The sequence below is a fragment of the Paenibacillus albiflavus genome, assembly GCF_004344915.1.
Classification (GTDB): domain Bacteria; phylum Bacillota; class Bacilli; order Paenibacillales; family NBRC-103111; genus Paenibacillus_AM; species Paenibacillus_AM albiflavus.
Genome location: NZ_SKFG01000008.1, coordinates 46430 through 73392 on the forward strand (window position 1 = coordinate 46430; position 26963 = coordinate 73392).

The 26963-nt window shown below is 43.6% G+C and carries 26 protein-coding genes and 1 other annotated feature; of the genes, 11 read left to right on the forward strand and 15 right to left on the reverse strand.

Annotated elements, in window-relative coordinates:
• Positions 1-34 precede the first annotated feature (34 nt).
• Entirely contained in the window at positions 35-1273 is a 1239-nt protein-coding gene (gene fabF, locus E0485_RS09500) for a beta-ketoacyl-ACP synthase II (protein ID WP_132417794.1), read from the forward strand.
• Positions 1274-1532: 259 nt separating this feature from the next.
• Here the strand turns inward: fabF and nadE are convergent, their stop codons facing one another.
• Positions 1533-2342 carry an ammonia-dependent NAD(+) synthetase gene (nadE, locus tag E0485_RS09505; protein ID WP_132417795.1) on the reverse strand — a complete coding sequence of 270 codons (810 nt, stop codon included), beginning with the start codon at positions 2340-2342 and terminating at the stop codon, positions 1533-1535.
• A gap of 548 nt (positions 2343-2890) precedes the next feature.
• Here nadE and E0485_RS09510 point away from each other — a divergent pair.
• Positions 2891-4822 carry an endonuclease MutS2 gene (locus E0485_RS09510; protein ID WP_132417796.1) on the forward strand — a complete coding sequence of 644 codons (1932 nt, stop codon included), beginning with the start codon at positions 2891-2893 and terminating at the stop codon, positions 4820-4822.
• A gap of 106 nt (positions 4823-4928) precedes the next feature.
• A complete protein-coding gene (locus E0485_RS09515; protein WP_132417797.1) occupies positions 4929-5912 on the forward strand; it encodes a 2-hydroxyacid dehydrogenase in 984 nt (327 codons plus the stop codon).
• A gap of 71 nt (positions 5913-5983) precedes the next feature.
• On the opposite strand, the gene E0485_RS09520 is transcribed toward E0485_RS09515, so the two are convergent.
• The 10 genes from E0485_RS09520 to E0485_RS09565 form a co-directional block, all read right to left on the reverse strand.
• Positions 5984-6856: an alpha/beta fold hydrolase gene (locus E0485_RS09520; protein WP_165921135.1), complete on the reverse strand. Its 873-nt coding sequence runs from the start codon at positions 6854-6856 to the stop codon at positions 5984-5986.
• Positions 6857-6878: 22 nt separating this feature from the next.
• Positions 6879-7511 (reverse strand): TetR/AcrR family transcriptional regulator, encoded by a 633-nt coding sequence (locus E0485_RS09525; RefSeq protein ID WP_132417799.1) that lies wholly within the window; start codon positions 7509-7511, stop codon positions 6879-6881.
• Between the two features lie 124 nt (positions 7512-7635).
• Positions 7636-8070, reverse strand: a complete 435-nt coding sequence (locus E0485_RS09530; RefSeq protein WP_132417800.1) for a BrxA/BrxB family bacilliredoxin — start codon at positions 8068-8070, stop codon at positions 7636-7638.
• Positions 8071-8284: 214 nt separating this feature from the next.
• Positions 8285-8974 (reverse strand): hypothetical protein, encoded by a 690-nt coding sequence (locus E0485_RS09535; RefSeq protein WP_132417801.1) that lies wholly within the window; start codon positions 8972-8974, stop codon positions 8285-8287.
• Positions 8975-9027: 53 nt separating this feature from the next.
• A complete protein-coding gene (locus E0485_RS09540; protein ID WP_132417802.1) occupies positions 9028-10050 on the reverse strand; it encodes a polysaccharide deacetylase family protein in 1023 nt (340 codons plus the stop codon).
• A gap of 119 nt (positions 10051-10169) precedes the next feature.
• Positions 10170-10862, reverse strand: a complete 693-nt coding sequence (locus E0485_RS09545) for a PspA/IM30 family protein (protein ID WP_132417803.1) — start codon at positions 10860-10862, stop codon at positions 10170-10172.
• A 2-nt stretch (positions 10863-10864) separates the two neighbouring features.
• Entirely contained in the window at positions 10865-11371 is a 507-nt protein-coding gene (locus E0485_RS09550) for a PspC domain-containing protein (RefSeq protein ID WP_132417804.1), read from the reverse strand.
• Between the two features lie 6 nt (positions 11372-11377).
• Positions 11378-12034, reverse strand: coding sequence for a PspA/IM30 family protein (locus E0485_RS09555; RefSeq protein ID WP_132417805.1), 657 nt, complete (start codon positions 12032-12034; stop codon positions 11378-11380).
• Between the two features lie 40 nt (positions 12035-12074).
• Positions 12075-12368 carry a LiaF transmembrane domain-containing protein gene (locus E0485_RS09560; RefSeq protein WP_132417806.1) on the reverse strand — a complete coding sequence of 98 codons (294 nt, stop codon included), beginning with the start codon at positions 12366-12368 and terminating at the stop codon, positions 12075-12077.
• 218 nt (positions 12369-12586) lie between these two features.
• Complete coding sequence (locus E0485_RS09565) at positions 12587-13678, reverse strand: citrate synthase/methylcitrate synthase (RefSeq protein WP_132417807.1); 1092 nt, start codon at positions 13676-13678, stop codon at positions 12587-12589.
• A 119-nt stretch (positions 13679-13797) separates the two neighbouring features.
• Here E0485_RS09565 and E0485_RS09570 point away from each other — a divergent pair, with 119 nt between their 5' ends.
• From E0485_RS09570 to E0485_RS09595, 6 genes are all read left to right on the forward strand, one after another.
• Positions 13798-14679: a LysR family transcriptional regulator gene (locus tag E0485_RS09570; protein WP_132417808.1), complete on the forward strand. Its 882-nt coding sequence runs from the start codon at positions 13798-13800 to the stop codon at positions 14677-14679.
• Between the two features lie 59 nt (positions 14680-14738).
• The gene (locus E0485_RS09575) at positions 14739-15998 is read left to right on the forward strand and encodes a BaiN/RdsA family NAD(P)/FAD-dependent oxidoreductase (RefSeq protein ID WP_132417809.1); all 1260 of its coding nucleotides are present in this window, start codon (positions 14739-14741) and stop codon (positions 15996-15998) included.
• Between the two features lie 113 nt (positions 15999-16111).
• Positions 16112-16633: a signal peptidase I gene (lepB, locus tag E0485_RS09580; RefSeq protein ID WP_407944839.1), complete on the forward strand. Its 522-nt coding sequence runs from the start codon at positions 16112-16114 to the stop codon at positions 16631-16633.
• A gap of 74 nt (positions 16634-16707) precedes the next feature.
• Positions 16708-16960, forward strand: a binding site (T-box leader).
• A 45-nt stretch (positions 16961-17005) separates the two neighbouring features.
• Positions 17006-18712, forward strand: coding sequence for an arginine--tRNA ligase (argS, locus tag E0485_RS09585; RefSeq protein WP_132417810.1), 1707 nt, complete (start codon positions 17006-17008; stop codon positions 18710-18712).
• A gap of 184 nt (positions 18713-18896) precedes the next feature.
• Complete coding sequence (locus E0485_RS09590; RefSeq protein ID WP_132417811.1) at positions 18897-20342, forward strand: M14 family zinc carboxypeptidase; 1446 nt, start codon at positions 18897-18899, stop codon at positions 20340-20342.
• Positions 20343-20478: 136 nt separating this feature from the next.
• The gene (locus tag E0485_RS09595; protein ID WP_132417812.1) at positions 20479-21642 is read left to right on the forward strand and encodes a VanZ family protein; all 1164 of its coding nucleotides are present in this window, start codon (positions 20479-20481) and stop codon (positions 21640-21642) included.
• Positions 21643-21746: 104 nt separating this feature from the next.
• Here the strand turns inward: E0485_RS09595 and E0485_RS09600 are convergent, their stop codons facing one another.
• Positions 21747-22124 (reverse strand): hypothetical protein, encoded by a 378-nt coding sequence (locus E0485_RS09600; RefSeq protein ID WP_132417813.1) that lies wholly within the window; start codon positions 22122-22124, stop codon positions 21747-21749.
• Positions 22125-22287: 163 nt separating this feature from the next.
• Here E0485_RS09600 and E0485_RS09605 point away from each other — a divergent pair, with 163 nt between their 5' ends.
• Entirely contained in the window at positions 22288-22596 is a 309-nt protein-coding gene (locus tag E0485_RS09605; RefSeq protein WP_132417814.1) for a hypothetical protein, read from the forward strand.
• Here E0485_RS09605 and E0485_RS09610 read toward each other — a convergent pair.
• Positions 22580-23410, reverse strand: coding sequence for an inositol monophosphatase family protein (locus E0485_RS09610; RefSeq protein ID WP_235857513.1), 831 nt, complete (start codon positions 23408-23410; stop codon positions 22580-22582). The genes E0485_RS09605 and E0485_RS09610 overlap by 17 nt on opposite strands.
• A 136-nt stretch (positions 23411-23546) precedes the next feature.
• Between E0485_RS09610 and E0485_RS09615 the strand changes: the two genes are divergently transcribed.
• The gene (locus tag E0485_RS09615) at positions 23547-24521 is read left to right on the forward strand and encodes an aldolase catalytic domain-containing protein (RefSeq protein ID WP_132417815.1); all 975 of its coding nucleotides are present in this window, start codon (positions 23547-23549) and stop codon (positions 24519-24521) included.
• Between the two features lie 20 nt (positions 24522-24541).
• On the opposite strand, the gene E0485_RS09620 is transcribed toward E0485_RS09615, so the two are convergent.
• Together E0485_RS09620 and E0485_RS09625 are read right to left on the reverse strand one after the other, a co-directional pair.
• Entirely contained in the window at positions 24542-25327 is a 786-nt protein-coding gene (locus E0485_RS09620; protein WP_132417816.1) for a response regulator transcription factor, read from the reverse strand.
• Positions 25302-26933, reverse strand: coding sequence for a sensor histidine kinase (locus E0485_RS09625; RefSeq protein ID WP_132417817.1), 1632 nt, complete (start codon positions 26931-26933; stop codon positions 25302-25304). The genes E0485_RS09620 and E0485_RS09625 overlap by 26 nt, the downstream gene beginning before the upstream one ends.
• Positions 26934-26963: the final 30 nt, after the last annotated feature.

Genomic DNA, 26963 nt, shown 5'->3' on the forward strand with positions numbered 1-26963 from the left:
ATATCCCTAATAAGTTCGCAGGAGGTAATTAACAGTGAATAGAGTCGTTATTACAGGGATGGGTGTTATTTCACCACTAGGTCAAGATGTTGAGTCTATGTGGAATCGATTAATAAATGGAGAGTCAGGCATTTCGAGAATTGATGCATTCGATACTGCCAGATTTAAGTCTCAAATTGCTGGCGTTATTCGTGATTTTGATGCGGATACCTTACTTGGACGTAAGGAAGCGCGACGAATTGACCGATTCTGTCAATTTGCCCTTGCTGCGGCTGAACAAGCTTGCAAGGATGCTGGGTTACAGCTAGAAGACATCGATCTAGAACGATTTGGGGTATACGTAGGTTCAGGAGTTGGCGGTATTCAAACGTTAGTAGATCAGCACGCTATTCTGAATGAACGGGGTCCAGAACGAGTCAGCCCTTTTCTAGTGCCTACCATCATCAGTAACATGGCTGCCGCCTTAATTAGCATTAAGCTCGGTGCGCTTGGACCTACGATGTCACCTGTTACTGCCTGCTCAATTGGGAACACGGCAATTGGCGAAGCTTTCCGTTTGATTCGATCAGGAGAAGCAGATCTCATGATCGCAGGTGGTACTGAGGCTGCATTAACCGAGTTATCGCTAGCCAGTTTCGGCAATGCGACTGCTCTATCTTCACGTAATCATGATCCTAAGGGAGCTAGCCGACCTTTTGACGCAGGACGTGATGGGTTTGTAATGGCTGAAGGCGCGGGCATTCTGCTGCTTGAATCCGAAGAACACGCGCGGAAGCGGAATGCACGTATTTATGGCGAAGTCATTGGTTATGGTGCGACTTCAGATGCCTTCCACATGGTAGCGACTCATGCGGAAGGGCTTGGCGCTTATCGCGCCATGCGCTTAGCTTTGCAAAGTGCCAACATCTCTCCTGAGCAAGTCGATGTGATCAGCGCTCACGCAACTAGCACTGAACTAGGTGATCGATCCGAAACGCTTGCGATTAAGAAGCTATTTGGCGAACATGCTTACACAATCCCCGTCACCGCAAACAAATCCATGCTCGGACATATGCTCGGCGCATCTGGTGGTGCTGAGGCGATTGCTCTAGTTAAATCCTTGAATGAAGGGATTATTCCACCGACGATCAATCAAGAGCAAGCAGATCCGGCTTGCGACCTTGATTATGTCCCGAATGTCGCTCGCAAGGCGAATTTAGATATCGGCATTTCCAATTCCTTCGGATTCGGTGGGCATAATGCGGTAATCGTACTGAAGCGATATCAGCAATAGGTCAGAATTTCAAAGACTTGTAGAGCGACTTAACGAGTTGACTGGTTTGCCTGCATTTCATACAGGCAAATTCGCCTAGAAGCGAGAAAAATCAGTTTTGCCTGCATTCTATACATTCAAAAGTGGCTAGTTGAGCCAAAATAGCTTATCGAGCTAATTTTGAATGTACATTTTGCAGGCAAAAGATATTTTTTTTAAAAAAATGAGTATTTGACTGTATGTTTGCATTCAAACTTAGAAGTTCATCCCATTCAGCCACTTATATCCCTGGAATCGCGTTTCGCTTATGCGCTGTACGCAAGTACTGCTTCTCAAGCTTCTCTTGTACGTCAGCTGGGATGGTTTTGCCTTCTAAATAATCGCTGTTGTGTTCATATGAGATACCCAGTTCACCTTCATCCGTCTGTCCTTCCCATAGACCTGCTGTTGGTGCTTTATCCAGAATACTTTGGGGGACACCCAGCTTCTCCCCAACAAGGCGGACTTGACGTTTGTTCAGCGTACTAAGCGGTGTAATATCAACTGCACCATCACCCCACTTGGTATAAAAGCCTGTAATTGCTTCGGAAGCGTGATCTGTCCCCACAACAAGTAAATTCAGGTCAAAAGCGATCGCATACTGCACAACCATCCGCGTACGTGCCTTCACATTCCCTTTGCCCTCACGGCTAATATGTTTATGAACACCCATTTGCTTCATCGCATATTCCGTATTCAAAGCGATCTCATCAACTGCTTCTTCAATGTTCGTCTCGACTTGGTGTTTCAAATGAAACGCATTTGCCGTTGCATAGCTATGCTCGATATCCGCTTGTACACCATACGGTTGGAAAACGCCTACCGTTATGTATTCGCACTTCTTCTCCTCTGTCAGTTCATCGGTAGCAATTTTACATAAACCCGCTGCTACTGCAGAATCAAGTCCGCCCGAAATAGCGATCAACAGCCCTTTAACCCCTGCTTGCAAAATATAATCTTTCAAAAAATCCACCCGTTTGCGAATCTCCTGATCCACATCGATCGTTGGCTGCACACCAAGCTTAGCAATAATTTCGTGCTGCATGCTCATTCACTAGCCCCTCCTCTATGTCAATCCGATATTGTGATGCTTAAGCATAGTATAGACATATTCAGTTCATTATTACAAAGTCGATTCTTTATAGGCTAACAGCATTTGACAATTCATCTGATTCATCCTATGATGCAAATAGAAATACATTTTTTTAATCAGGGGGCATTTTGATGTCTGCGGTGACTCTTAACTAATCAATTTCATAGAAGCAACCAGAAGAAACGATTCCAACGTCTATAAAGATGTTGATCTTCTTGCAAAAAATCTGCCAAATAGCAGGTTTATTTCTGTTTGCTTGAAATTAGTTAAGAACATCGGCAACCCCTAAAGCCAGTTATAAGACTTAGGCCGTGCTCTTTTAGCACGGCCTTTTTGTTTCATTCACACGATCCTCTACAATTGCAGGATAACTGTGAATGCCAGTCTTAAGGCAGAAGATGAGCCTAATCCATACGTAACTTAGTTGCTTGTATAGCAGCAGTTGCGTCTATGGTTTGTTCATCTTCTGCCTTTTTTATTTATCATCCTAAGGAGGCTTATTAATCATGAATCCACAAACCATTAAGCAGCTTGAATTCGAGAAAATCAAGGAAAAACTAATCAGCTACACCATGTCCTATTTAGGAAAAAAGCATGTCCACGAGCTTATGCCACAAACGAATTTGACTGCAGCCATGAATCTGCTCCATGAAACGAATGAAGCCGTCAAATTAATCGAGCACGGCTCCAGCGTACCTATTCCATCACTTGATGGCATTGAAATGATCGTCAATAAATTTGGCAAAGGCTATATTTTCACAGAGAATGAATTTAGCCATATCGCACGCTTGCTTGAAAGCACGAGTCAGCTTAAGCGCTATATGGTCAAGAAAGAATCGATTGCTCCCAAGGTATGTGCGTATGCACAATCGCTGTATGACATGAAAGAGCTGGACACGGAGATTAACCGCTGCATTCGACATGGACAGATTACAGATGAAGCAAGCAACGACTTGTCCCGCACCCGCAAGAAAATAATTGTCACCGATAGCCGAATCCGCAAGAAACTCGACAGCACGATGAATAAATACAAGTCCTACCTGCAGGAGCTTGTCGTCAGCATGCGCAATGATCGATACGTCATTCCTGTGAAAAAAGAATACCGCAAGCTAGTTGCTGGAACCGTCCTAGATGAATCGTCCAGCGGTCAGACCGTTTTCGTTGAGCCATCGGATATTGCTGCCCTGCATTATGAGCTATCTGAATATCGTATGGAGGAAGCGCGTGAAGAAGCCCGCATCTTAAGCCAGTTAACGGATCTGACAGAGCTGTATGCGCATGAAATCTCCGTCAATTTAGAAACAATCGGATACTATGATTTTTTATTTGCCAAGGCTAAATATGGGCACTCCATCGGCGGAAGGATAGTTCAGTTAAATAACGAGGGTATCATTCGAATCGTCGAGGGGCGGCATCCCCTTTTATCCAGGAATACCGTTCCACTTACATTTACGATTGGGGAAGATTACAGCGCGCTAATCATTACTGGCCCGAATACAGGCGGCAAAACGGTCAGTCTCAAAACAGTCGGTCTGCTAACTTTGATGGTTCAATCAGGACTGCTTGTTCCTGTTCAAGAAGGCAGCATGTTCCATGTATATTCCAACATTCTCGTTGATATCGGCGATGGTCAAAGCATGGAGCAATCGCTTAGCACCTTCTCTGCACATATTAAAAATGTGATAGAGATTCTTAAGCAAGCTGGCCGTTCGACGCTTATTTTGCTGGATGAACTTGCAACGGGGACTGATCCTGGCGAAGGGATCGGACTATCAATCGCTGTCCTAGAGGAACTGTATAAGCGAGGCTCGACGGTGATCGCAACGACTCATTTTAACGAAATCAAGGAATTTGCTCGGGTGACAGCAGGCTTTCAGAATGCGCGGATGGAGTTCGATCTCGAAACCTTGCAGCCTCTTTATCGCTTGACGATTGGGGAAGCAGGCAACAGCTATGCCTTTTATATTGCACTTAAACTGGGCATTGCGCCGAATATTATTGAGCGGTCCAAGCAAATCACGAGTCGAGTCGCACGCGGGAATGAACTGACTGATTTTACAGCACTAGAGCCATTAACACCAATATCTGATCCTATTAAACTGCAACCTAATCAGAATCACAGTAAAGCTAAACGGCAGGCACCTGCACCTTTGTTTGAGCGCGGGGACTGTGTATGGATTCATTCCCTAAGAAGATCGGGGATCGTATGCGGACCGCCAGATGAACGAGGGAATATCGTCGTACAAATTCAGAAGGAGAAGGTCACAATCAATCAGAAGCGTATGGCTTTATACATTGAGCGCAAAGAGCTCTATCCTGAAGGGGAATATGATATGGATATCGTGTTCGAATCAAAGGAAAATCGGAAAAAACACAAGCTGATGAATCGCAAGCATGTCGAAGGACTGTCCATCACGTATCCAAAGGATCAATCATAAACGAGCATGCATCCACTCCTCTTGCGGCATAATGCTCCAAACCTTACAATAAACTTGAGTGCATGTCCTGCTAGTTTACTTATCCAATCATGAGGAGTGAGATTGCATGCGTAATAAACCTTATATCATAGCTTATACACCTTTTGAAGAACAGACATTAGAGAAGCTTAGACAAGTTGGCGATGTTCATGTTATCGATAAAAAACAAGGCAGCTTCCGCGATCAATTAGCCCAGCATCTACCACATGTGCAAGCTCTTATCGGCAGCGGTCTTAAAGTAAATGCCGAGCTGCTGGATCAAGCGCCAAATTTGAAAATCGTAAGTAATTATTCCGTCGGATATGATAATTTTGATATACCAGAACTAACCAAACGCGGAATTATGGCGACCAATACGCCAGATGTCCTGACGGAAACGACTGCCGATCTTATTTTCGGAATTCTGATGGCTACAGCACGCAGAATTCCACAGCTTGATCGACTCGTTAAAGACGGGAAATGGACAGCTTCGGTTGGAAGAGAGCTGTTCGGAACAGATGTATATGGCAAAACGCTAGGGATGATCGGTTTAGGCAGAATCGGCACCGCGATCGCTCGTAGAGGCAAGTTCGGATTCAATATGCCAATTCTGTACCATAATCGCTCCCGCTCCGAGGCGGCAGAAGCAGAGCTTGGCGCACAATATTGCTCTCTCGATGAACTATTGAAACAATCCGATTACGTATGCCTTATGACTCCTCTCTCTCCAGAGACAATGAATCTGATTGGTGAGCGTGAGTTTAAGTTGATGAAGGAGACGGCAATCTTCATTAATGGTTCACGCGGAGCAACTGTCGATGAGGAGGCATTGATCCATGCGCTTGAAACGAAGCAAATTGCAGCAGCAGGGCTTGATGTCTATGTGAAAGAACCACTGCCTGCTAACTCCTCACTGCTGAACATGGAACACGTCGTTACATTGCCGCATGTTGGCTCGGCAACAATCGCGACTCGCGATGCGATGGAAGCACTCGCTGCAGACAACGTTATTGCAGGAGTAACAGGTCAGAAACCGCCAACGCTTATTAATCAGGAAGTGTGGAGAGATTAATCTGAGGCTAAATGAATAGAAGAACAAGCTAGGAGTCACACTTGTGACTCCTAGCTTGTCATTATGACTCTTTAACTTGCCCCCTTCTCCAAAAAATCCATTATACATTTATTCACCGCATCCGCTTGTTCTGCGGTTAGGCAGTGACTTGCTTTCGGAATAACGACCGCTTGAGCGTTCGGCAGCCAACTTCTCACCCGTTCTACCGCCTTGTGCGCGTTATAGATCACTTCCTTATCGCCTACTAAGAACAATGTCCTCGTCTTTAATCTACGAAGGTGCTCTTCCTTGAAACGAGTAGGAATGACTTTGAGCAGTATGCGGCAATGCGTCCAGCTCTGGATAATTTGATCCATGACGAGCTCATCGGTTTGATTGCCACTAGCAACAAACCAGTTCCAAGCACGACGTATTCGCGGCGGTGACGGTCTCAATAAAGCTGGATATACTTTGAACATGAATTGTAAAGGAACACGGTAAATGGAGGCAATAGGCGCTAATAAGACTAGCCGATTCAATCTATTCGAATATTCTAGGACAAAGTTAAGTGCTAGCCACCCTCCCATGGAATGTCCGATTAAATCCACCTTCGCTAATCCAAGTCCATCCAAAACTTGATTCAACCAATCATTGCAATGCTGTGGAGAACTCAGCGGTTTATTTACGATACTGCGGCCAAAATCGCCCAGGGTATCCACGCAATAGGTTCGATATCTGCTGCTTAATGCCTCGATATTATCTCGCCACATCGTCGAGTTGAATGTCATGCCATGCAAGAGCACTAATGGAGGTGCGTCGACATCGCCTGATACGACGATATGTGTAGTTCCATAATCAGTTTGTACATGAATCGATTCATACAGGACAGGCCAAGTAGCAAGAAGCCGATCATACGCTTCATTGAAGCAGACTTCTCCTTCACTCGTTTTAAAAATACTGAACATATTCGACATCACCCTTTTCCAATTATCGCCGTAATGGCTGCATATGCATTTCATAAATGGACATGATATCTCGAGTCTGAACCAGATGTGCAGTTAGAAAAGCTCCGTAAAAAATCGTAAACATCATTTTGACTAAATCCGTTAATGCGATATCGTCACGAATCTCCTGATGCTCTATCGCTTCATTCAGATATTGTGCAAACATCGCAGATAAGGTCAGGCTAGCCGGATGAAATAGCTCCTTATCTTCAGAAAATAGGAGCTCTAGCTCAGCTTCCCCGAAGGCCGGCATACCCGGAATAATCTCACGGCTAGCAAGAAAGGCAATTAGGCTAAGCATTCCATATGTAGAAGTTTGAGCTTCATCATGTACGGTCTGAAACAAATGATGAATTGCCGCAAGTCCCCGCTTTCCCTGTTTCTTAATTTCCACATAACGTTTACAGATCCAGATTTGCATCGAATACAGCAGTAGGTCTTCTTTTTGAGGAAAGAACTTAAAGAATGTGCCTTTGGATATTTCCGCTTTAGCGCATAGCTCATCTACATACACATGACCATAAGGCCGATTCTGAACAAGCTCCATACATGCTAGGTATAAGTTAATTCTGGTCTTGGCTTGCTTGATTTCACGTAGGGATAAAGTTGGTTTCATGGAACACCTCAAATTATTATACTTACATATAATTTTATACTTGAGTTCATTTTTTTGTCTATAAGTACACAAAAAAAAGGCATCCAGACTGTCGCCAGTTTGAATGCCTTTGTGTCTTTTTTACTTATTTGCAATACTCGTCGAATGCACCGATCAAGTCTGCAGCGATCATTGCAGCAGAGCGATCTTCTACTTGATAGCGTTGAATAAAGTGAACAAGCTTTCCATCCTTAAACAAAGCAATCGAAGGTGAAGATGGCGGATATGGTGCTAGATACTCACGAGCCTTAGCTGTCGCTTCCTTCTCTTGTCCTGCAAAGACAGTATACAAGTGATCTGGTGTTACAGCATGTTCAAGAGCCATTGCAACACCTGGACGACATTGGCCAGCAGCGCAGCCACATACGGAGTTGATCACGAGCAAAAGCGTACCTTTTGCATTATCAAGCACCTCAGTAACTTGCTCAGGTGTAAGTAATTCTTTAATTCCAATACGAGTTAAATCATCACGCATTGGTTGAATCATATCTCTCATGTATGAATCGAAGGACATTACCACTATAGTTCACTCCTTAAATACGAATGTAATTTAAAATAATTATCAATTACTATTATACATCCGACTGGAGTGAAGTCAAAAGGTTTAACTTACGTAGAAGGACGATTGGGGCCATTTAATTTTTTATCTACTCCAGGTTGTTTATCTGACTTGTCCTGATTCTTCTGTTTTTGTTGTTCAATTGAATCACCGCTACCGTTAGGTGCCATATCGTTCACTCCTTTCCACTCATAGTATGTGTGGATTTAGACTCCTCTATCCCTTCTTGACCACTCTTTGGACTTATGGCTATACCAATGAGCGATAGCAAGAAAGCCATCATTTGATAAGCACTTAATTGAAATAGAATTACAGTCTGACTTGTCCAAAGCGATGCTAACATCCCGCCGATTCCAAGCAGAATGAAAGTCTGCCTTGCGGCATAACCTTCACCGATTTCCAGCTTGCGTGTCCAAAGAACGATTATCCCCAGAATGCTGACCGCGACTATACCGTACTGCTGCAACGATATCCCATAGATAAACATTGCTGCGGTAAGAATATAGCTCCATGCATCCAGCATCACGAACCATGATATGCCTAACTTACGCAGCCGTGCTGACCAATACGCAATGGCAATAATTATGCCTAGTACAGCGATGTCTGCAGTTCCTGATACCATAAGCAGCTTGATCGGATCCGTCCACAGCATGGAAGGCTCATAAATCAGCGGTCCCAGCTTCCAGCAGGCAAACACGATCATCATGCCATTCAGAATGAGATCGCTTATGGGTGACTTATCGAAAGAAGTTTTTCTGATTTTCAAATATAAATGGATATAACCCGCTGCTGCCGCAAGCAGCATCACTAACAAACTGCTTTTTATCATCAATGGTCCTAGCTGAATGATTTCCTGCAAATTCAATACTCCCCTTCCCCTTTGGCTTTATTCTACCTAACTGGGGACGGACCCATCAACTAAGGGGTTAGAAATTGGCAGGTATAAGCACTTTTACTTAGTTTTTCAAATCGATATCCTTGATCTTGTAGGAACTGAATTACGTCTGGCAAAGCTTCTGCCGTCGTCCATCTGCCTGGCGCATCATGCATGAGGACAATAATCCGATCTTGCCCAGCCGTTGCCCGTTTAACTGCGGACACAATCTGCGCTTTGCTGCGAACTGCTGCTGTGGCATCCGAAGAGCTGACATTCCAATCAAAATATTGATACCCCTGCTTCGTTACTTCAGCTGCAATATGGCGCATCACATACCGGCCGCCTGCACGATAGCTCACTGTATTATTAGAGCCCCCAGGAAATCGGATAATATCAGGACGAAATGAAATCGTCTGCTCAAGCAAATCATTTAATTTATCGACATCTCGTTGGAATGTGGAGACTGACTGATAAATTTGCTTGTAGTTATGGGAATACGAGTGATTGCCAATCGCATGCCCTTCCGCCACAATGCGCTTATATAAGGAACGACCCTCCAGAGAAGAATTGCCAATTACAAAGAAGGTAGCTTTTACATTATACTTCGACAGTGTATTCAACACTTTGACTGTTACCTTGGATGGTCCATCATCAAAGGTTAAATAAGCGATTTTGCGATCCGAATTAGAACGGGGTATATGCTGAGCCTTCTTACTCGCTGATCTAGGCTTAGGTTTAGGTTTGTCGGACTTAGACTTCATTGGTTGCTGTTTGTTAGACGGTGGTTGCTTAGTTTTAGGTGTTATGCCTGAAGGATGCATAGATGGGATTGGTATTTGCTGATTTAAAGGTAATGGCTCAGGCTTTTTACGCTCTGGAGGCATCGGAATCCACCGAGGAACAAGTGAATCCTGCTTAGGTGTTGCTTCAACAATATTGCGAGATCCAATCATAGGCGTTGGTGTAGGTGTCGATTGTGGTGCTGGAATCGTAAATGATTGACAACCTGTCACCGTGAGTGTAATTCCGAGTAAGAATATGAATCCGAAACGATGCTTGCTCATTGCCTTCCCCCCATTCGATCATAAGTTTATTATGACCTTGTGGTAAGCAAGCTTCCCCATCAATTAATGGAAACAAAACGAGCCAGGTGATCATCACCTGACTCGCTTCATTTTATCTATTATTCGCTTGCTTTAGGCGTATCCGCATTAAGCTTCGCTTTAAGCTGCTCCAACTGCTCATCTACTCTTGCTTGCTTAAGTGGATCGATCGAAGTACCACCGTAAGCTGCATTACCTGAGTATGGCATACGAGCTACATCAGCCTCAGCTTCCATTTGCATAATCTTCTCTTCGATACGTTCAAAGCCACGGGAAGCACTGCCGCTTTCGATTACGCCATTGTACATCGTTTGTGCCATTTGCTTCTTGGCTTTAGCCATTTGTGCACGGGATGCAAGTTCATTGCGCTTGTTGCGCAGTTTATAGAACTCATCCTTCATTTCATGAAGCTGTGCTTTAAGATCTTCCGCTTGTGCACTTGATTGTGTGTGCAGGTTGCCGATATCTGTCGCTTTCTCCATGAAGTACAGCTTCTCTTCCATTGCTTGACGAGCTGCTAATTCGTTGCCATTCTTAAGCGCAACTGCTGCTTTCGCTTCACGATTGGATGCTTGACGCAGGTGTTCTTCCATTTGACCTTTTAGCTTACGCTCGTTAGCCATTTGTCTAGCAACTGTTAATTCAGCTTTCGCAATTTCTTCTTCCATATCGCGAATATATTGATTTAGCATAACAATTGGATCTTCAACCTTATCCAACATCTCATTGATTGATGCAACCGTCATTGTTTTGATTCTATTAAAAACTCCCATTATTATACATCTCCTTTAGGATCATTTTTTTTGTTATTTTCCATCTGTGTTAACTTAGCGCGCAGCTCGTCTATTTCTTTCTGAAGAGCCTTCTTCTCGATTTCTTTCATCATTTCATCGATATTGCTGTCCGCTTGCTGCGGTTGTTGATATGAAGGGCGATATGGCCCACTTGTGGATTCAGGTCTTTGACCATAGTACTTGCCAGAACCACCGTTTCGATTGTAAGGATTACCGTTAAAAGGATTGCCATTAGGTCCTGGATTGTAGTTTCTTGGACCTTGGTCATATGGTCTTTCATAAGGATCATATGAATTGTTATATCTAGGTTCTTTCGGAATAATCATTGAAGCAATTACGTAAATGAAAATTACTGTCCCGGCAGAGAAGAATGCTGCTACAGCTACAACCAAACGAAGTAGTGTTGGATCTATATTGAATATCTCAGCGAGTCCTCCGCATAATCCTGTTAGCTTCTTATCTCGCGTTGAACGATAAAGTCTTTGCATCGTATTCTACTCTCCCTCCTTCAGCTTTTTGCGCAGATTCTCTAGCTCTTCTTCAAGAGCTGGGTGAGAAGAATAAGCTCCTCCCTGCGTAGTGCGGCGTAAATCACGTAAACTTCTGGCTTCTATCTCCATATCCGTGACACGCTCATCAATTCGATTGAACATCCGCGGAATACCGTCTGATCCCATGTGAGACATTCGGGCATTCATTCTTTGTTGCAGTCTAGCCGATTCCATGCGAGCTATGTAATAGCTGCGTCTGCTGGATGCTTCCTCATATTCCGCTCTCAGTTCATTTATTTGTTGTTCAAGCTCGATAATCGATTCCTTCGCTTGCTCGTATAGTTCGCGGAATTGTTCACAGCGTTCCTCAGCTTGAATTTTCTCTTGAAGAACCACTCGTGCAATATGTTCTTCACCCGCTTTGAGTGCTAGCATTGCTTGGTTCTCGCGCTTCTCTTTCGTTTCAAGAGCATTCAAGTATTGCTGTCTTAAGTACGATCCATGTGCTGCACATTGCTGATGCAAGCGCTCTGCTTCTCTTAGCTGCTCACGTTGTACACTTAGGAAGTGATCTAGCATACGCACTGGATCTTCTGCAGACTCTAATCTTTCGTTTAGATTAGCAAGGGTTATATCTCTCATCCGTTTCAAAATACTCATGATATTCACTCCACCTACCTTTATTTTAAAATGTTATTTGTTATACTTGTGATTTCTTGCCTAGCATGCTAATCCCGAATACAACCATTGCTACTGCAAGAATCATGATGAATAGTGGCGTTAGTTTTGCAAATAAGATGATTCCGCCAAGGATTGCGATCACCCATCCAAACTTACTGCCATTCTTGATCCCGTAGTAACCAAGACCGAGCATAATGATTGGTAGGATGAAGCCCATCACTGGACCGAAGAAGAATCCGGTTCTGCTAAGTAGAATGATAGCACCTAGTGCAATTAATGCTACTGCAACTCCAGTATTTCGACTAGCTCTCATGTTTGTCACCGCCTTTCATGTGTTATCCGTTGTTCATGTCTTTATTCTAGCCTCTTGGACAATGATTCAAAACGGACTAGCGACGGTATTTGCTCCTAGACCTTGGGCGGGGTCTGTCTCAGACCCTAGACGTTAGGGCGGTTCTACTGTGCTCCATAATATACAAAAGAGCCCCATCCGTCGTTAAACGAGGATGAGGCATTGTATGCTCAATCAGCTTACTCTGGCATTTCGCCAGTATAAATGGATTGTGGACGGAATATTCGATTAATGGCAACTTGCTCTAATAAATGAGATGTCCACCCTACAACGCGGCTTGCTGTAAACGTTGCTGTGAACAGCTCGGTAGGCATTTCAACTGCACTTAGAACCGCAGCCGCATAAAATTCTACGTTCGTATAGAGTCTGCGGCCTGGCTTATATTCTTCAAGAAGACGAATCGCTGTATTCTCTACCTCAAACGCAAAATTAAACCAAGGATCTTCACCGATCAAATGTGAAGTTACTTCTCTTAAGGCAACTGCGCGTGGATCTCTTGTTTTGTATACACGGTGACCAAAGCCCATCAGACGTCCGCCACTGGAAAGCACATCGCGCATCCAAGCTTCGGCATTGGATATATCGCCGATCTCATTCAACATCTGAATCACTTCGGATGGCGCACCCCCATGAAGAGGTCCCTTCATAGCGCCAACTGCTCCTGAAATAGCGGATGCAATTTCGGATTGGGTAGAAATAATCGTTCTCGCTGCAAAAGTACCTGCGTTCATGCCATGCTCCATCGTAAGAATGAAGTACGCATTAAGCGCTCGTACATGAGCCGTATTCGGCTCTTTGCCTGTGAGCATATATAGATAATTCGCGACATGCCCAAGTGATGGGTTCGGTGCTACAAATGCAGTATTCGCTGTTTGGTGGTAGCGATAGGCGATAATTGTAGGCAGAATACTGATTATTCGGATAGCTTGGTCTATAGTTGGAGGCCACTGCGTAAAGCTGTCTCCCATACTTGAGATCGCAGTACGAATCACACTCATCATTTCCATCTCAGCAGGAAGCAGATCAATAATAGCTTTAACATGTGCAGGCAATTCCCGATTGCTGCTAAGCGCTTTCGTAAAAGAATCCAATTCGCTTTCGTTAGGCAACGTTCCGTTCAATAATAAGTAAGCAACTGCTTCAAAATCATATCCCAATGCCAAATCTTTGGCCCAATATCCACGATAAACAAGATGGCCCTTCTCACCGTCTACTAAACCGATATTCGTCTCAGCTGCTACTACACCCTCTAGTCCTGTTACCTTAGGCATCCGAACATCTCCCATTTCATTAAGATTACATTTAGTGTACAATAATTTAATCGTTATGAATATTAAATTAATCGGGTAGTTTTAATTATAAAACATTATCAATTCAGGAGGTTCTAAACATGGATATTCAGTGGCTCAAAACCTTCGTATCCACTGCTCAGCATGAGAACTTCCGTCGTGCTGCGGAGCAGCTTTTTCTTTCTCAGCCTACTGTTACGATGCACATCAAGCGTTTGGAAGAAACCCTCGCGATCTCCCTTTTTGAAAGAAGGGGCCGTAATGTGTATTTATCCAACGCTGGCAGACGATTTCTCCCCTATGCACAGGCGATGATTGATAATTTCGAAATGGGCATTCATGATTTAGAGAGCTGGAGACAAGGCTATAAAAGTAAAATAACGATTGCCGTATCACCACTAATTGCCGCAAGTACGTTACCGACCATCGTTCGCAAATTTCTAAAAGCCCACTCCAACATCGAAGTATCCATCGATGTTATGGAATCAGTTGAAATAGGCGAAGCGGTATCACATGGGTATGCAGACATTGGACTGTCACGTATGCAAGCCTCACAGAAGGGTGTCATTACTCGTAAACTTAGAGAAGATCCTGTTATACTAGTAGTTCCTCATGACGGAATTGAATCCGAAAGCGGTCCTCCCATCATGCTGGAAACCCTTCTGCAGAACCATATGATCCTGACACATAATCATCCAGAGTACTGGGATGGGCTGCTGAATGAAATTCATATGAAATATCCGCGCATCCGTACAATGACAGTATCACAGGTGTATATTACAAAACGATTTATTGAAGAAGGACTTGGCATCTCCTTCCTTCCACGCTCAACAGTTATGCGAGAGCTAATCGAAGGCAGAGTTCTCGAAGTTTACACCGACGAAATCAAGATGCCCACCGCTTCTACCTATATGATTCAGCAATCCGAAACGGAAGAAGTCAAAGCCATCATGTCATTCATTCTTGATTATTATGGCCACTAGCTATGTATAGGCAGCAATTCGTCTACACTATAATTAACCCTCTAATATAAGGAGACAACATGTCCTACAATGTAATAGTAATTGGCGGCGGAACCGCCGGACTAATGGCAAGTGTGGCAGCTAGCTCGAATGGAGCTAAGGTGCTGCTGATTGACAAGGGAGATCGACTCGGCCGCAAGCTTGGGATATCAGGCGGTGGTCGCTGCAATGTTACGAATAACAAAGAAATCGATGAATTGATCAAGAACATTCCCGGAAACGGTCGTTTTCTTCATAGTGCGCTTGCTACTTTTGGCAACAGGGATATTATTGCGTTCTTCGAGAATCTTGGCATCAAACTCAAGGAAGAAGACAACGGTCGAATGTTCCCTGTCACAGACAAGGCCAAATCTGTCGTTGATGCGCTTATCCATAAAATTAAAAGCAGCGGCGTAGCTATCCGAACCAACAGTCCCGTGGATCGGGTTCTATTCGAGAACGGACAAGCTGCAGGTGTTCGTCTAAGATCCGGAGAGACGATTGCAAGCTCAGCCGTGATCATCGCAACAGGCGGTAAGTCCGTTCCGAAGACAGGCTCCACTGGAGATGGGTATGCTTGGGCGAAAGCGGCTGGGCATACCATTACAGAGCTGTACCCAACAGAGGTCCCTCTTACATCCAAAGAGAATCTAATTCGCAGCAAAGAATTGCAAGGTTTATCTTTGAGAGACGTTTCACTATCCGTCTGGAATCCTAAAGGCAAAAAGCTGATTGAGCATGAAGGCGATATGCTGTTCACACATTTCGGCATATCTGGACCAATTGCCCTTCGCTGCAGTCAGTTTGTCGTTAAGGCCTTGAAGCAATTCCAGGTACCTTCTGTTAAAGTCACGATAAATTTAATGCCTGATAAGACAACAGATGAAATCTATACCGAAACACTTGCGCTTGCGAAGAAAGAAGCGAAGAAAGCAATCAAGAACGTGCTTAAAGGTTATTTACCTGAGCGCATGATCCCTTTCATTGTGCAAAAGGCTGGGCTGCCAGAAGATCTCACGTACGATAATATTCCGAAACAACCGTGGTTAGAGATGGCGAAACTGATTCAAACATTCCCGATTGAAATCAATGGAACGCTATCGATTGAAGAGGCTTTTGTAACAGGCGGCGGTGTCAATATCAAGGAAATCGATCCGAAGTCAATGGAATCGAAGCTAATGTCAGGACTCTATTTCTGTGGGGAAATTCTCGATGTGCATGGGTACACGGGCGGATACAATATAACCGCTGCATTCTCAACAGGCTATACAGCTGGCCAGCATGCAGCGCAATTCTACTAACGTGAGTACCCCCTCTTAAACCTTTGCATTCGATAATGTAAGATGATATATTTTTTCTATAAAATGTAAAGCAGGTGAGTATTATCAAAATACTAAAGGAAGTATGGAGTTGGGTGCAATCTTTGCTTATAGCTGTAGTGCTTGTGCTTATTATAGGTATTTATCTCTTTCAACCATATAAGGTAAATGGCGAGTCGATGGTTCCGACTTTGCATAATAATGAAAGAATCTATGTATCCAAGCTCATGCATACGTTCTCGTACTTGCCAGACTATGGCGACATCGTCATCTTAGATAGCCGAGTTGATCGCCCATATACATTCAAGGATGCATTCCTGGGTCACCCTGTCATTCAATTCATTGCAGGAGTCGAAGATGGAAGAACCAATTATGTTAAACGTGTTATTGGTAAACCGGGCGATACGATCACGATCAAGGATAACAAAGTTTATCGTAATGGCGCTGCACTTGACGAGCCATATATCAACGGTCCGATGAACTATAACACGGATGAGGTTTGGAATGTGCCTGAAGGTTCTATTTTTGTACTGGGAGATAACCGCAACAACAGCTTAGATAGTCGTAAAATGGGAAATATCCCGCTTGATCATGTACTCGGTATTAAAGTTTTCTAAAATATTCGGAATTTCTTGGCACTTACTTATTGATAATTAGATATGGATTCGATATAATAGCTGCAATTTAACATTTCAAATCAATGATTGGGACAGTATTCAAGGAACCTTACGTTCAGCGAGCCGAGACTAGTGTGAGTCGGTACGTAACCTATGAAGAAGCGCACCCATGAGATATCCTCACAAAGGTTAGATGTGTATACACTGACTAAGTATGATGGATCGGCTAACGCCGTTAACGTTTGAGTGGTTGTAAGTGTGGCAGTATGCGGCTTCACTTATAGCACAAAGGGTGGTACCACGGGAACTATAGCTCTCGTCTCTTTATTGAGACGAGAGCTTTTTTGCGTTAGATAGAGGAGGGATTCATACATGATTCAAAAGCGTGTCGTTACAACATTATTACAGTCATTTGTTCCAATGGATAAAAATCAAATTGCAGCTTTGCTTGAACCACCGCCGCAGTTGGCGCTTGGTGACTTAGCTTTTCCCTGCTTTGCTCTTGCGAAATCCATGCGTAAATCTCCTGCTGCTATCGCTGTGGACATTGCAGAGCAAATTAACAGCCTGGGAAGAAGCGGTATCCACGCCCAGGCAGCTGGCGCCTATCTCAACTTCTACTTAGATCGCAAAGAATACGGTAGTCTGCTGCTCGATGTGATCCTGCAAGAGCATTTTGGTCAATCACAGATTGGTAATGGTATTCGTATCATCATCGACATGTCTTCACCTAACATCGCGAAACCGTTCGGCATCGGACATTTACGCTCAACTGTTATCGGCGGTGCTCTATATCGCATGTACACAGCATTAGGGTATGAAGCAGTCCGTGTGAATCACCTTGGAGATTGGGGAACACAGTTCGGAAAGATGATTGCAGCTTATAAGCGCTGGGGAAATGCTGATCAGTTACAATCATTAACGATCAAACAATGCTTGGACCTCTACGTTAAATTCCATGATGAAGCAGAAGCTGAGCCTGAGCTGGAGATCGAAGCCCGTCATTGGTTTCTTAAGCTTGAACAAGGCGATGAAGAAGCTCACAAACTATGGCAATTCTTCGTGTCTATTAGCTTGGAAGAATTCGAGCGCATGTATCGGCAGCTAGACGTGAAGTTCGATCATTATCTTGGTGAAAGCTTCTACAATGATAAAATGGACGCTGTCGTGCAAGAATTGCGTACGCATTCCTTACTTGAAGAAAGTGATGGCGCACTTGTTGTTCGACTTGATGAACACAATATACCACCTTGCCTCATTCTGAAATCTGATGGTACGACCATCTATCCGACCCGGGATCTCGCAACAGCTATTTATCGTTATGATACGATGCGTGGAGATCGTCTGCTCTATGTTGTCGGGAATGAGCAAACACTGCATTTTAACCAAGTGTTCTCCGTCTTGAATAAGATGGGTAGAGCATGGTCTAAGGAATGTGAGCATGTCTCCTTCGGCCTCATGAAATTTGAAGGCAAGAAAATGTCAACACGCAGAGGTAAAGTTATTTTTCTCGAAGAAGTGCTTTCAGAAGCGATAGAGCATGCTAAGGCGATTATCGAACAGAAAAATCCAGACTTATCTGACAAGGATAACGTTGCAGAAGCCGTAGGAATCGGTGCGATTCTGTTTGGCGACCTGAAGAACAACCGGATGAATGAAGTGAATTTTTCCATGGAGGATGCCCTAAATTTTGATGGAGAAACAGGTCCATATGTACAATACACCTATGCTCGTACTCAAAGCGTACTAAGCAAAGGCAACATGGCACACGTTGAACTACTTGAAATTCCAACAGAAGGCTTGCATGTGTTGGAATCCGATGCTGCTTGGGATTTAATTAACGAATTAGCTAACTATCCTGCCGTGCTGCAAAAGGGAACAGAGAAGAATGAGCCTTCTATCATAGCTCGTTATCTCCTACTCGTCTGCCGAAAATTCAACCTTTTCTATCATGAGGAACGTATTCTTGTAGATGATGAATCGATTCGAACCATCAAGTTACAAATCACTTGTGCCACGGGCAAAGTGCTTAAGCTTGGATTGAACCTACTCGGCATCCAATCCCCTGAGCAAATGTAAATTTAACCGAACTCTCCCGAGAGCATACATCTTCCCTTATCTCGACTTAAGCTTTGCGAAAGCTTAAGTCTATTTTTTCTGCATATTACGACAAAATATTATTTTTATTATTCGAAATTATAGAATTAATGTCGAAAATCTATTAAACTATTACGAGATCATGAATAGTTTAGGAGAAAAGAACATGAGACCTACCAGACAGCTTAGAAAACTGCCGCGATTACTCGCAGTTGTGCTTGCAGTAGGGATGTTTATTGGTCATGTAAATACAGCAAATGCCGACTCATCATCGAACACTACCGATATAGTGGATCCCTCTCAAATGATTACCTACGAATTGATGTTACAGCAAATCGATCAGCTTGCAGAAGCCTATCCAGAATTAATTGAAGTGAAATCCATTGGGACAACGGCTTTTGGACGTGAAATCAAGGCCGTGAAGCTTGGAAAAGGAGAAGCGAGTGTACTTATCGATGCCTCCCAGCATGCCAGGGAATGGATCGGAACGAATCTCGTTATGCACATGATCGATCGATATGCTTACGCTTACGAGCACAATATGAAATATAATCAGTACATCGTACGTGAATTGCTCGATAACTGCTCCATTTGGTTCGTTCCGATGGTTAATCCTGATGGCGTTACACTTCAACAGAAGGGATTAAACGCTTTTCCAGCAAACTATCATGCCAGCTTAATCCAAATGAACGGTAACAGCACGAATTTTAATCATTGGAAAGCCAATGCCCAGGGCATTGATATTAATCGACAGTATCCAGCCATGTGGGATAGCATTCGCGATGTCTCCAAATTTCCCACGTTTAAGAATTATAAGGGTACAGCCCCCGCTGTAGCAGCAGAAGCTAGAAGCATGATTGATTTTACCTACGAAATTGATCCAGAGATTGCGCTATCTTATCATACATCAGGTGAAATATTGTACTGGTATTTCAATACGAAGCCAGAACATTTAGCTCGTGATAAAGCGATGGCTGACACGATTACTCGCATGACAGGATACAGCCAATTTAAGCCTACGAAAGACCCTTCTGGCGGCGGCTTCACAGATTGGTTCATTCAAGACTTCAATCGACCTGGGTTTACTTTGGAGCTTGGAGGCTACCTGGAGGAGACAAGTCTCCCACTCTCGGCCTTCCCTGGCATTTGGGGGAAGAATCAAGATATTGGACTTTACACAGCCGCTGAGGGATATAAATTATGGCGGGAACGTCCTGCAATGGTTAAAGCTAGCGAGAATATTCAATTGCTAGAAACAGCCAAACTATACAATCGTCCCGATGAAGCTTATCCTGTCGGCGAAGAGCTTTCTGGCAAAGTAACGACCGAAGCTAAGCTTGGCGACTGGTACCGAATATCGACATGGCTCGGTTCAAAGTGGATACATCTCGATTCTATCCCTTATCTGCAAGGACATAGCGAGAAGTACACAGAAACCATCGAGTTGGTAGATCAAACGATTTTATATTCTCATCCAAATCAAGATGGCAAAGGAAAGCTTGGCGAACTAACGCCACAATCCGTTGAAGCCTTGGAGCGCTGGAATGACTGGGTGCTCATCAACACTTGGTTTGGCACAAGTTGGATTCAGATGAATACATCACAGCACTAGCAGTCAATCCAACATAAAACTACTTAGCAAAGATGGCTTCTTAAAACGGAAGTCATCTTTTTAATGTGTCATTTATGATTGAATAAATCCGCCTCAATAGGTTATATTCATATCATTACATCAAGGGAGAGCTATAGTGGGTACATATTTATTTCCAATTAAAACAGCATTCATAACGTTTCCGATTGCGGCATTCTTCTTGACCATGCCGTTTCTCATTTTTCAATATCGCAAATACAGCTACATCAACTGGATACGAGCAAGCGTGCTGTATTCCATGCTGCTCTTTATCATGACAGCGTACTATCTTGTTATCCTCCCGCTTCCTAATACGAGAAATACATGCGCAACGCAAAATCCAAATTCGCATTTCATGTCACTCATTCCTTTTACATTCGTCACGGATTTTCTAAATGAGGTGAATCTCGATTGGTCTGCTCCAATGACTTATATACGGCTATTTAAAGAACGCGCCTTCCTTCAGGTCATCTTTAATTTCTTGCTGCTCATGCCGTTAGGCATCTATCTCAGATACTACTTCCGCCGCTCATGGAAAGCAGCGCTCTTGATATCGTTTAGCACGTCTTTATTTTTTGAAGTTACTCAGCTTACCGGCTTATACGGTATATATAATTGCCCTTACCGTCTATTCGATGTGGATGACCTGCTGCTTAATACAAGCGGAGCGATGCTCGGATTTGCGATTACGCCACTGATTACATCCATGCTGCCACAATCTAACCAGCTTGATGCGAATAAGGATCTGATCAATCGTCCGGTTGGATTCGTACAAAGATTCCTTGCGCTAATCATTGATTGGACTATAGTAGGGATTGCATCCCCTCTCTTATTTCTTATCGGCTCACTTATTCTGCCTAATAGCATTGGTACCTTAGGCAGAAATGTAAATTCCATCGCATGGCTCTTTATATCCATTTGTATTTATTTCATGCTCATTCCAAGCATGAAAGATGGGCAAACATTTGGCAAATGGCTGCTACGAATCAAGGTTGTCGGCGCTCACGGACGTGTTACTTTTAATGAATTGTTCAAACGTTATGCCTTGCTGTATGGTGTAATTGGAATTCCAAATTGGGTGTTATCCCCGATTCTAGCAAGCGGTGTATCAAACAGCATATTCATTCAACTGGCTCTGGGACTAATTGTGTTTGCACTAAACATCTGGTTTATCTTTGATGTGCTGCGCAATTTATTTAAACGCAATAAACAGCTATTCTACGAAAAATGGAGCGGTACACACCATATGCCCGTACCTCCTAAGCAAATTCAAGAAGAATAAAAAAACAGACAAAAGGCGCTCAAGAAGTTGTGAACTTCTGAGCGCCTTTCTTCTTGGTCAAGCGCATCTATGTCAATGCAGCGAAAGCCGCCACAGTTACACCATTAAAGGTGGATGCCTGCATCAAAACCACTAATTGCATCGTCAGCTGCAAGTGTATTGACGTAATCACTTGAATCCGGATCTATATCTTCTCCAATTTCATTCACCAAATGAGCTGGAATTGGAATTGTATCGAGATTATATGCTTCATTATAAAGCTTAGCCTCTTCCCCCTGATTCACCTCAATTAGATCGCCTCCATAGGCTTGCACGATTTCAAGAGCTGAGGTGAGGTCTTGGTTGACCACATGAACGTGTAGTGCTGCTTTACCCCCATAATCGAACATTCCTGCAAGATAGCCAAGCTCTTCTAATGCATGCATCGCCAGCTTCGTGTCATCCTCTTCCCGAAACTGAACAAGAATCGGTCCTAAGCTCATCTGGAGCAGCTCCTTTCACTTCCATCATTACGATGTAGCATCTGCAATTGATTGAAATTCAATTCGCGGATCGAAATGAAACGAGCTGGCTTGTTCTTCTTTTTCGCTAGTCCAATGCATACATATAATAGAAGAATTCCTATACCAAAAGAGGTGTTCCGTCATGTTTCAATCATCTGATACTCGGTTTGCCAAAATATTTGCCATTTTTGCATATATCTTATTCTTTCTTCCATTAATAGCGGCGCGAAATTCACGATTTGCTATGTATCATTGCAATCAGGGATTGGTGCTTTTATTAACCTTCATGGCATGCAATATGATGCTTGGACTTGTTCCTTTTATCGGTTGGCTGCTGCTGCCGCTTGCTAATCTGGGCATCGTATTTCTAATGTTTGTGGGCATGCTAAATGCTGCAGGCGGGATAATGCGTCCCCTTCCAATCATTGGAAATATCAATCTTCTTCAGTAGTCGTTAGCACAGCTCTAACTATACTCAGCAATTGTTCATGATGATCAGGGTGAGCAGCAACTAAGCATGGTATCTCTCGATCCCAACGATCAATCAGCATCCCATGATGATCTGTTACACGCACACCTGCTTCCATTGCAATTCGAACGCCTGCATATAGATCCTGCCCCTCCGATCGATAAAGAACAATACCGCCCAAATCACCTCTAGCCAGCATCACCCATGTAAGGGATGGTGCCCAGAGACGCAGCACTCTTTTGAAAGAGGATTCTAATGATTGTCTAAGTCGAAGAGCTGTCTCATCGGATTTACTTACCACATGCCCTTGTATCCACGAAAGCGTTGATTTCAATAGTTGTGGAACTGGACGATTTACGACTGCGTATTCGTTCAGCCATGCGCCTTGCCCCTTTATAGCCCAATACGTTTCCTGCATATACGAATCATGAACGACTCCAAGTATCGTTTCTTGCTGATAGCTCAATGAAATCGATACCCCGAATAAAGGCATGCCAATTGCAAAATTGTTCGTTCCATCAAGTGGATCAATATGCCATACATAAGGACTATGCTCTCCACTCTCCCCCGCTTCCTCACTATAGATGAGATGATGAGGAAAAGCTTTCATGATCATATCCACAATGGCCTGATCCGCCGCAAGGTCAATCTCTGTCACTAGATCGCCAGACTCGTCTTTCAACTGAATGTCGAATTTATCCCGCAAACGGCTTCTTGCCATTTCCCCTGCCAATTTAGCCGCTTGAATCGCAACATCTCGTGCATGTAATAACGCTTGTTGATCCATCTCTATCATTTATTCACGATCTCCTCACTTTTAGCTGTATTCCACTTAAAATAACATATTTATCTAATAATTTGTTTGACAATAAGAGTCAAAATAAGTAATAATAGTTGCTAAAAACAAAATGCCGGAAGGGTAGGGGAAAAGCATGACTGCATTAAAGCTTAATAATCACAAAATTTTAGATTGCACGATTCGTGATGGGGGACTGGTGAACAACTGGGATTTTAGCGTGCAATTTGTACAAGATATGTATCGTGGACTTAGCGCCGCAGGCGTTGAATATATGGAAATCGGCTATAAAAACTCTCCAAAGCTACTAAAAGGTGCGGATGCTGGACCTTGGCGTTTTCTAAATGAAGACTTTCTTAAAGAAGTCATTCCGAATAAAACAGAAACGAAGCTATCCGCCCTTGTTGATATTGGTCGTGTCGATGAGAATGACATTCTGCTTCGCGAAGATTCCCAATTAGATTTAATTCGTGTTGCCTGCTATGTGAAAGATCTTGAGAAAGGTCTGGCGCTTATACAGATGTTCCATGATAGGGGCTATGAAACATCCTTGAACATCATGGCATTATCACATGTGATGGAGAATGAATTGCATGAAGCATTCCAACTTATTGCCAAGAGTCCTGTAGATGTTGTATACATCGTAGACTCCTACGGCTCAATGGACTTCACAGACATCGATTACCTGGTAACGAAGTTCCAACGTCAGCTGCCTGAGAAAACACTTGGCATGCATATGCATAACAATTTACAGCTTGCTTTTGCTAACACATTAGTGGGTGCAAACAAAGGCGTTACTTTCCTTGATTCCTCCGTATACGGAATGGGACGTGCAGCAGGTAACTGCGCTACTGAGCTTCTTGTATCATACCTGAAGAACCCGCGTTACGAGCTTAAACCTGTGCTTGAAATTATTCAGAATCATATGATCGATATGCGTGAAAAAGTAGAATGGGGCTATATCATCCCTTACATGATCGCTGGTGCATTAAATGAACATCCACGCGTTGCTATGGCAGTACGTGATTCAGAGGACAGGGATAAATTCGCTGAGTTCTATGATAAACTGACTTCACCAGAAATGAATTTTCCTAGTAAAATAAAAAAATAGTTCCTGATAAACCAATGGAGCTACGCATCTCTGTTTTTGTATTCAAGAGGACTCATTCCTACTCGATTCTTGAACAGACGGCTGAAATAATACTGGTTTGTATATCCAACCTTGACTGCCAAATCGCCTATTTTGATGTTGTGCATCGAGTTATCCAGTATTTCCTTCGCCTTTGAGATGCGTAGCTCCGTTAAATATTCCAGAAATGTAGCGCCAAGTTCTTGTTTCATTCGCTTGCTCAAATACGTATGATTCATATGAAACATAGCCGCCACACGAGAAACGTTCATATCGGGATCATAGTAGTAGTTCTCGATATAGGCCGTTACCTTGCATAACACGACTGACCCGTCACTCCCCCCTATCAATGCCTCTCCTTGCACAGCTTGTCCTTTGGTCTTCACCACTTCCACTTGATCATCGCCATAAATGCTGCGTAAATGCTGATCAAGCCTAAGCAGCAAGCGCTTCAAATCACTCTTTGGTACAGGCTTGAGCATATAATCAAAAGCCTGCAATTGCAGTGCCTGACGAGCATAATCAAAATGATCATAACCGCTGATCATAACCGCCACAATTCGCTCAAAGCGACACTTCACCAATCGCAGCAAGTCAAGACCGTTGACATCGGGCATATTGATATCCACGAACAGCACATGAGGTGCAGTCTGTTCCATGAGCTCCATCGCCTCCGCCGCATTGCGGGCTAAGCCAATCACTCGAAACGGCAAACTGCACTCTTCGATATATTGTTTTAATCCTTTGCGAATAATGCTTTCATCATCTACGATTATGACTTGCCACATCAGCTTTCACTACCTCCATCGGCACATGAATTTCCATCCTCGTCAGCCCACTGCCACTTACTACATGAAGACCATACGACTCTCCGTAAGCAAGCTTTAATCGATGGTTTACACTATAAAGACCAAAACCAATCGTTCCATCCTTCCATTTGCAGCTCGAAAGTGCAGTTCGAATAACATCCATTCGATCTTCTGGTATGTCTACACCGTTATTCTCGACGACGATGTGCAGTTCCAGGTCCGCCTCATAAGCACGAATCGAAATTTTGCTTTTACGATCTGCAAGCGGTTTGATCCCATGATAGATCGCATTTTCCACAAGCGGCTGCAGCAGGAAGCGAATAATCTGTTCTTGTCCAAGATGCTCCTCATACAAAAGTTCATATTCAAGAATATCCTCATATCGCACGCACTGAATATGCAGATAGCTTTCAACGTGATGGAACTCCTGTTCCAATGTCACATATTGATTGTCGCTGCCGAGTCCCAACCTGAAATAAGTACTTAGCGCCTCTACCATTTCCACAACATCATCAGCACCGTGCGCACCCGCCTGCCACTGGATCGTATCCAGCGTGTTGTAGAGAAAATGAGGCTTGATCTGCTCCTGAATAAGCCGCAATTCCATCTCCTTTTTCTCGTGCTCATAATGATATAGTCTGGTCATCATCTGGTTAAAGCTTTTGCTTAAGTCACCAATTTCATCTCTTTGCTGTACATGAGCGCGAATGCTCCAGTCACCTGTTTCTACCTTTCTCATCTGCTGCTGCAAAAAGCGAATCGGTTTTACAATAGAATTTGCAAGGAGCAGCAGCAGGATGAGAAAGAATATCCCCAAGCAGCACCCGACGATCGCAACGGAGCGCTGTGTACGGATGATACCCTTGGAAAGCTGAGATTGCGGCACTTCGAATACAAGCTTCCACCCCGGAACTCGCGTGATCTCGCTTGTAAAGGTAGTCATTTCGGATGAGCCCTCTTCTTGTGCAAGCTGTTCGTCACCACGGTCCTCATGATCCACCATCAATTTTCCCAATCCATCATACACGTAGATGTCATCTGCAATCTCTTTCATTTTGCCGATCGGAACAGCTGCTGCAATATAAGCAATATCCTTGGTAACAAGTGGAGATACGCGATAAAGAATCACTACAATTTCTGCGTGATTTGACGCGTGAGACTGGATCACATTACTCACGACGTATGGATCTTTTGAAGCGAGCAGGCGCAAAAAATATTCCCGCTTAACAATTGAGAATGCCTCATCGCCCCTGGACCAGGACCAACCATCCTGATCCACTATACGTATCGATTCATATTCATCAGGACGCATAGCTTCAAGTCTATTTACTTCATGAAGCATGTCTTCTCGGCTCCAGTTATGCTCAATTCCATTTGCTGCCAGCAGCTCAATTTCGCCAATCCGCTGCTCAAACCAATAAGAAATCTGCTCACTTCGAGCATTAACAATTTGCTGCGTCAAGCTCATATTAAGCGGTACTACGGTCTGCTCCATTTCTATAAAGATAGCGGCCATTAGTGCAATAAAAAGCAATAAAAAGCAACTGCCTGCATATAAAGTAATCTTGCGTTGTATCGTTTTCATACTTTTATTGATACATGAACTGTGTTTTTC

Excerpts from the sequence above, each read along its gene's own strand:
- E0485_RS09560 (WP_132417806.1), bottom strand. The coding sequence starts at position 12,368 with ATGAGAGCTAGTCGAAATACTGGAGTTGCAGTAGCATTAATTGCACTA.
- E0485_RS09615 (WP_132417815.1), top strand. The coding sequence starts at position 23,547 with ATGACTGCATTAAAGCTTAATAATCACAAAATTTTAGATTGCACGATT.
- E0485_RS09545 (WP_132417803.1), bottom strand. The coding sequence starts at position 10,862 with ATGGGAGTTTTTAATAGAATCAAAACAATGACGGTTGCATCAATCAAT.
- E0485_RS09600 (WP_132417813.1), bottom strand. The coding sequence starts at position 22,124 with ATGAGCTTAGGACCGATTCTTGTTCAGTTTCGGGAAGAGGATGACACG.
- E0485_RS09570 (WP_132417808.1), top strand. The coding sequence starts at position 13,798 with ATGGATATTCAGTGGCTCAAAACCTTCGTATCCACTGCTCAGCATGAG.
- E0485_RS09510 (WP_132417796.1), top strand. The coding sequence starts at position 2,891 with ATGAATCCACAAACCATTAAGCAGCTTGAATTCGAGAAAATCAAGGAA.
- E0485_RS09610 (WP_235857513.1), bottom strand. The coding sequence starts at position 23,410 with ATGATAGAGATGGATCAACAAGCGTTATTACATGCACGAGATGTTGCG.
- E0485_RS09590 (WP_132417811.1), top strand. The coding sequence starts at position 18,897 with ATGAGACCTACCAGACAGCTTAGAAAACTGCCGCGATTACTCGCAGTT.
- E0485_RS09540 (WP_132417802.1), bottom strand. The coding sequence starts at position 10,050 with ATGAGCAAGCATCGTTTCGGATTCATATTCTTACTCGGAATTACACTC.
- E0485_RS09620 (WP_132417816.1), bottom strand. The coding sequence starts at position 25,327 with ATGTGGCAAGTCATAATCGTAGATGATGAAAGCATTATTCGCAAAGGA.
- E0485_RS09575 (WP_132417809.1), top strand. The coding sequence starts at position 14,739 with ATGTCCTACAATGTAATAGTAATTGGCGGCGGAACCGCCGGACTAATG.
- E0485_RS09515 (WP_132417797.1), top strand. The coding sequence starts at position 4,929 with ATGCGTAATAAACCTTATATCATAGCTTATACACCTTTTGAAGAACAG.
- E0485_RS09550 (WP_132417804.1), bottom strand. The coding sequence starts at position 11,371 with ATGCAAAGACTTTATCGTTCAACGCGAGATAAGAAGCTAACAGGATTA.
- nadE (WP_132417795.1), bottom strand. The coding sequence starts at position 2,342 with ATGAGCATGCAGCACGAAATTATTGCTAAGCTTGGTGTGCAGCCAACG.
- E0485_RS09520 (WP_165921135.1), bottom strand. The coding sequence starts at position 6,856 with ATGTTCAGTATTTTTAAAACGAGTGAAGGAGAAGTCTGCTTCAATGAA.
- E0485_RS09625 (WP_132417817.1), bottom strand. The coding sequence starts at position 26,933 with ATGAAAACGATACAACGCAAGATTACTTTATATGCAGGCAGTTGCTTT.
- E0485_RS09565 (WP_132417807.1), bottom strand. The coding sequence starts at position 13,678 with ATGCCTAAGGTAACAGGACTAGAGGGTGTAGTAGCAGCTGAGACGAAT.
- E0485_RS09525 (WP_132417799.1), bottom strand. The coding sequence starts at position 7,511 with ATGAAACCAACTTTATCCCTACGTGAAATCAAGCAAGCCAAGACCAGA.
- argS (WP_132417810.1), top strand. The coding sequence starts at position 17,006 with ATGATTCAAAAGCGTGTCGTTACAACATTATTACAGTCATTTGTTCCA.
- E0485_RS09605 (WP_132417814.1), top strand. The coding sequence starts at position 22,288 with ATGTTTCAATCATCTGATACTCGGTTTGCCAAAATATTTGCCATTTTT.
- E0485_RS09555 (WP_132417805.1), bottom strand. The coding sequence starts at position 12,034 with ATGAGTATTTTGAAACGGATGAGAGATATAACCCTTGCTAATCTAAAC.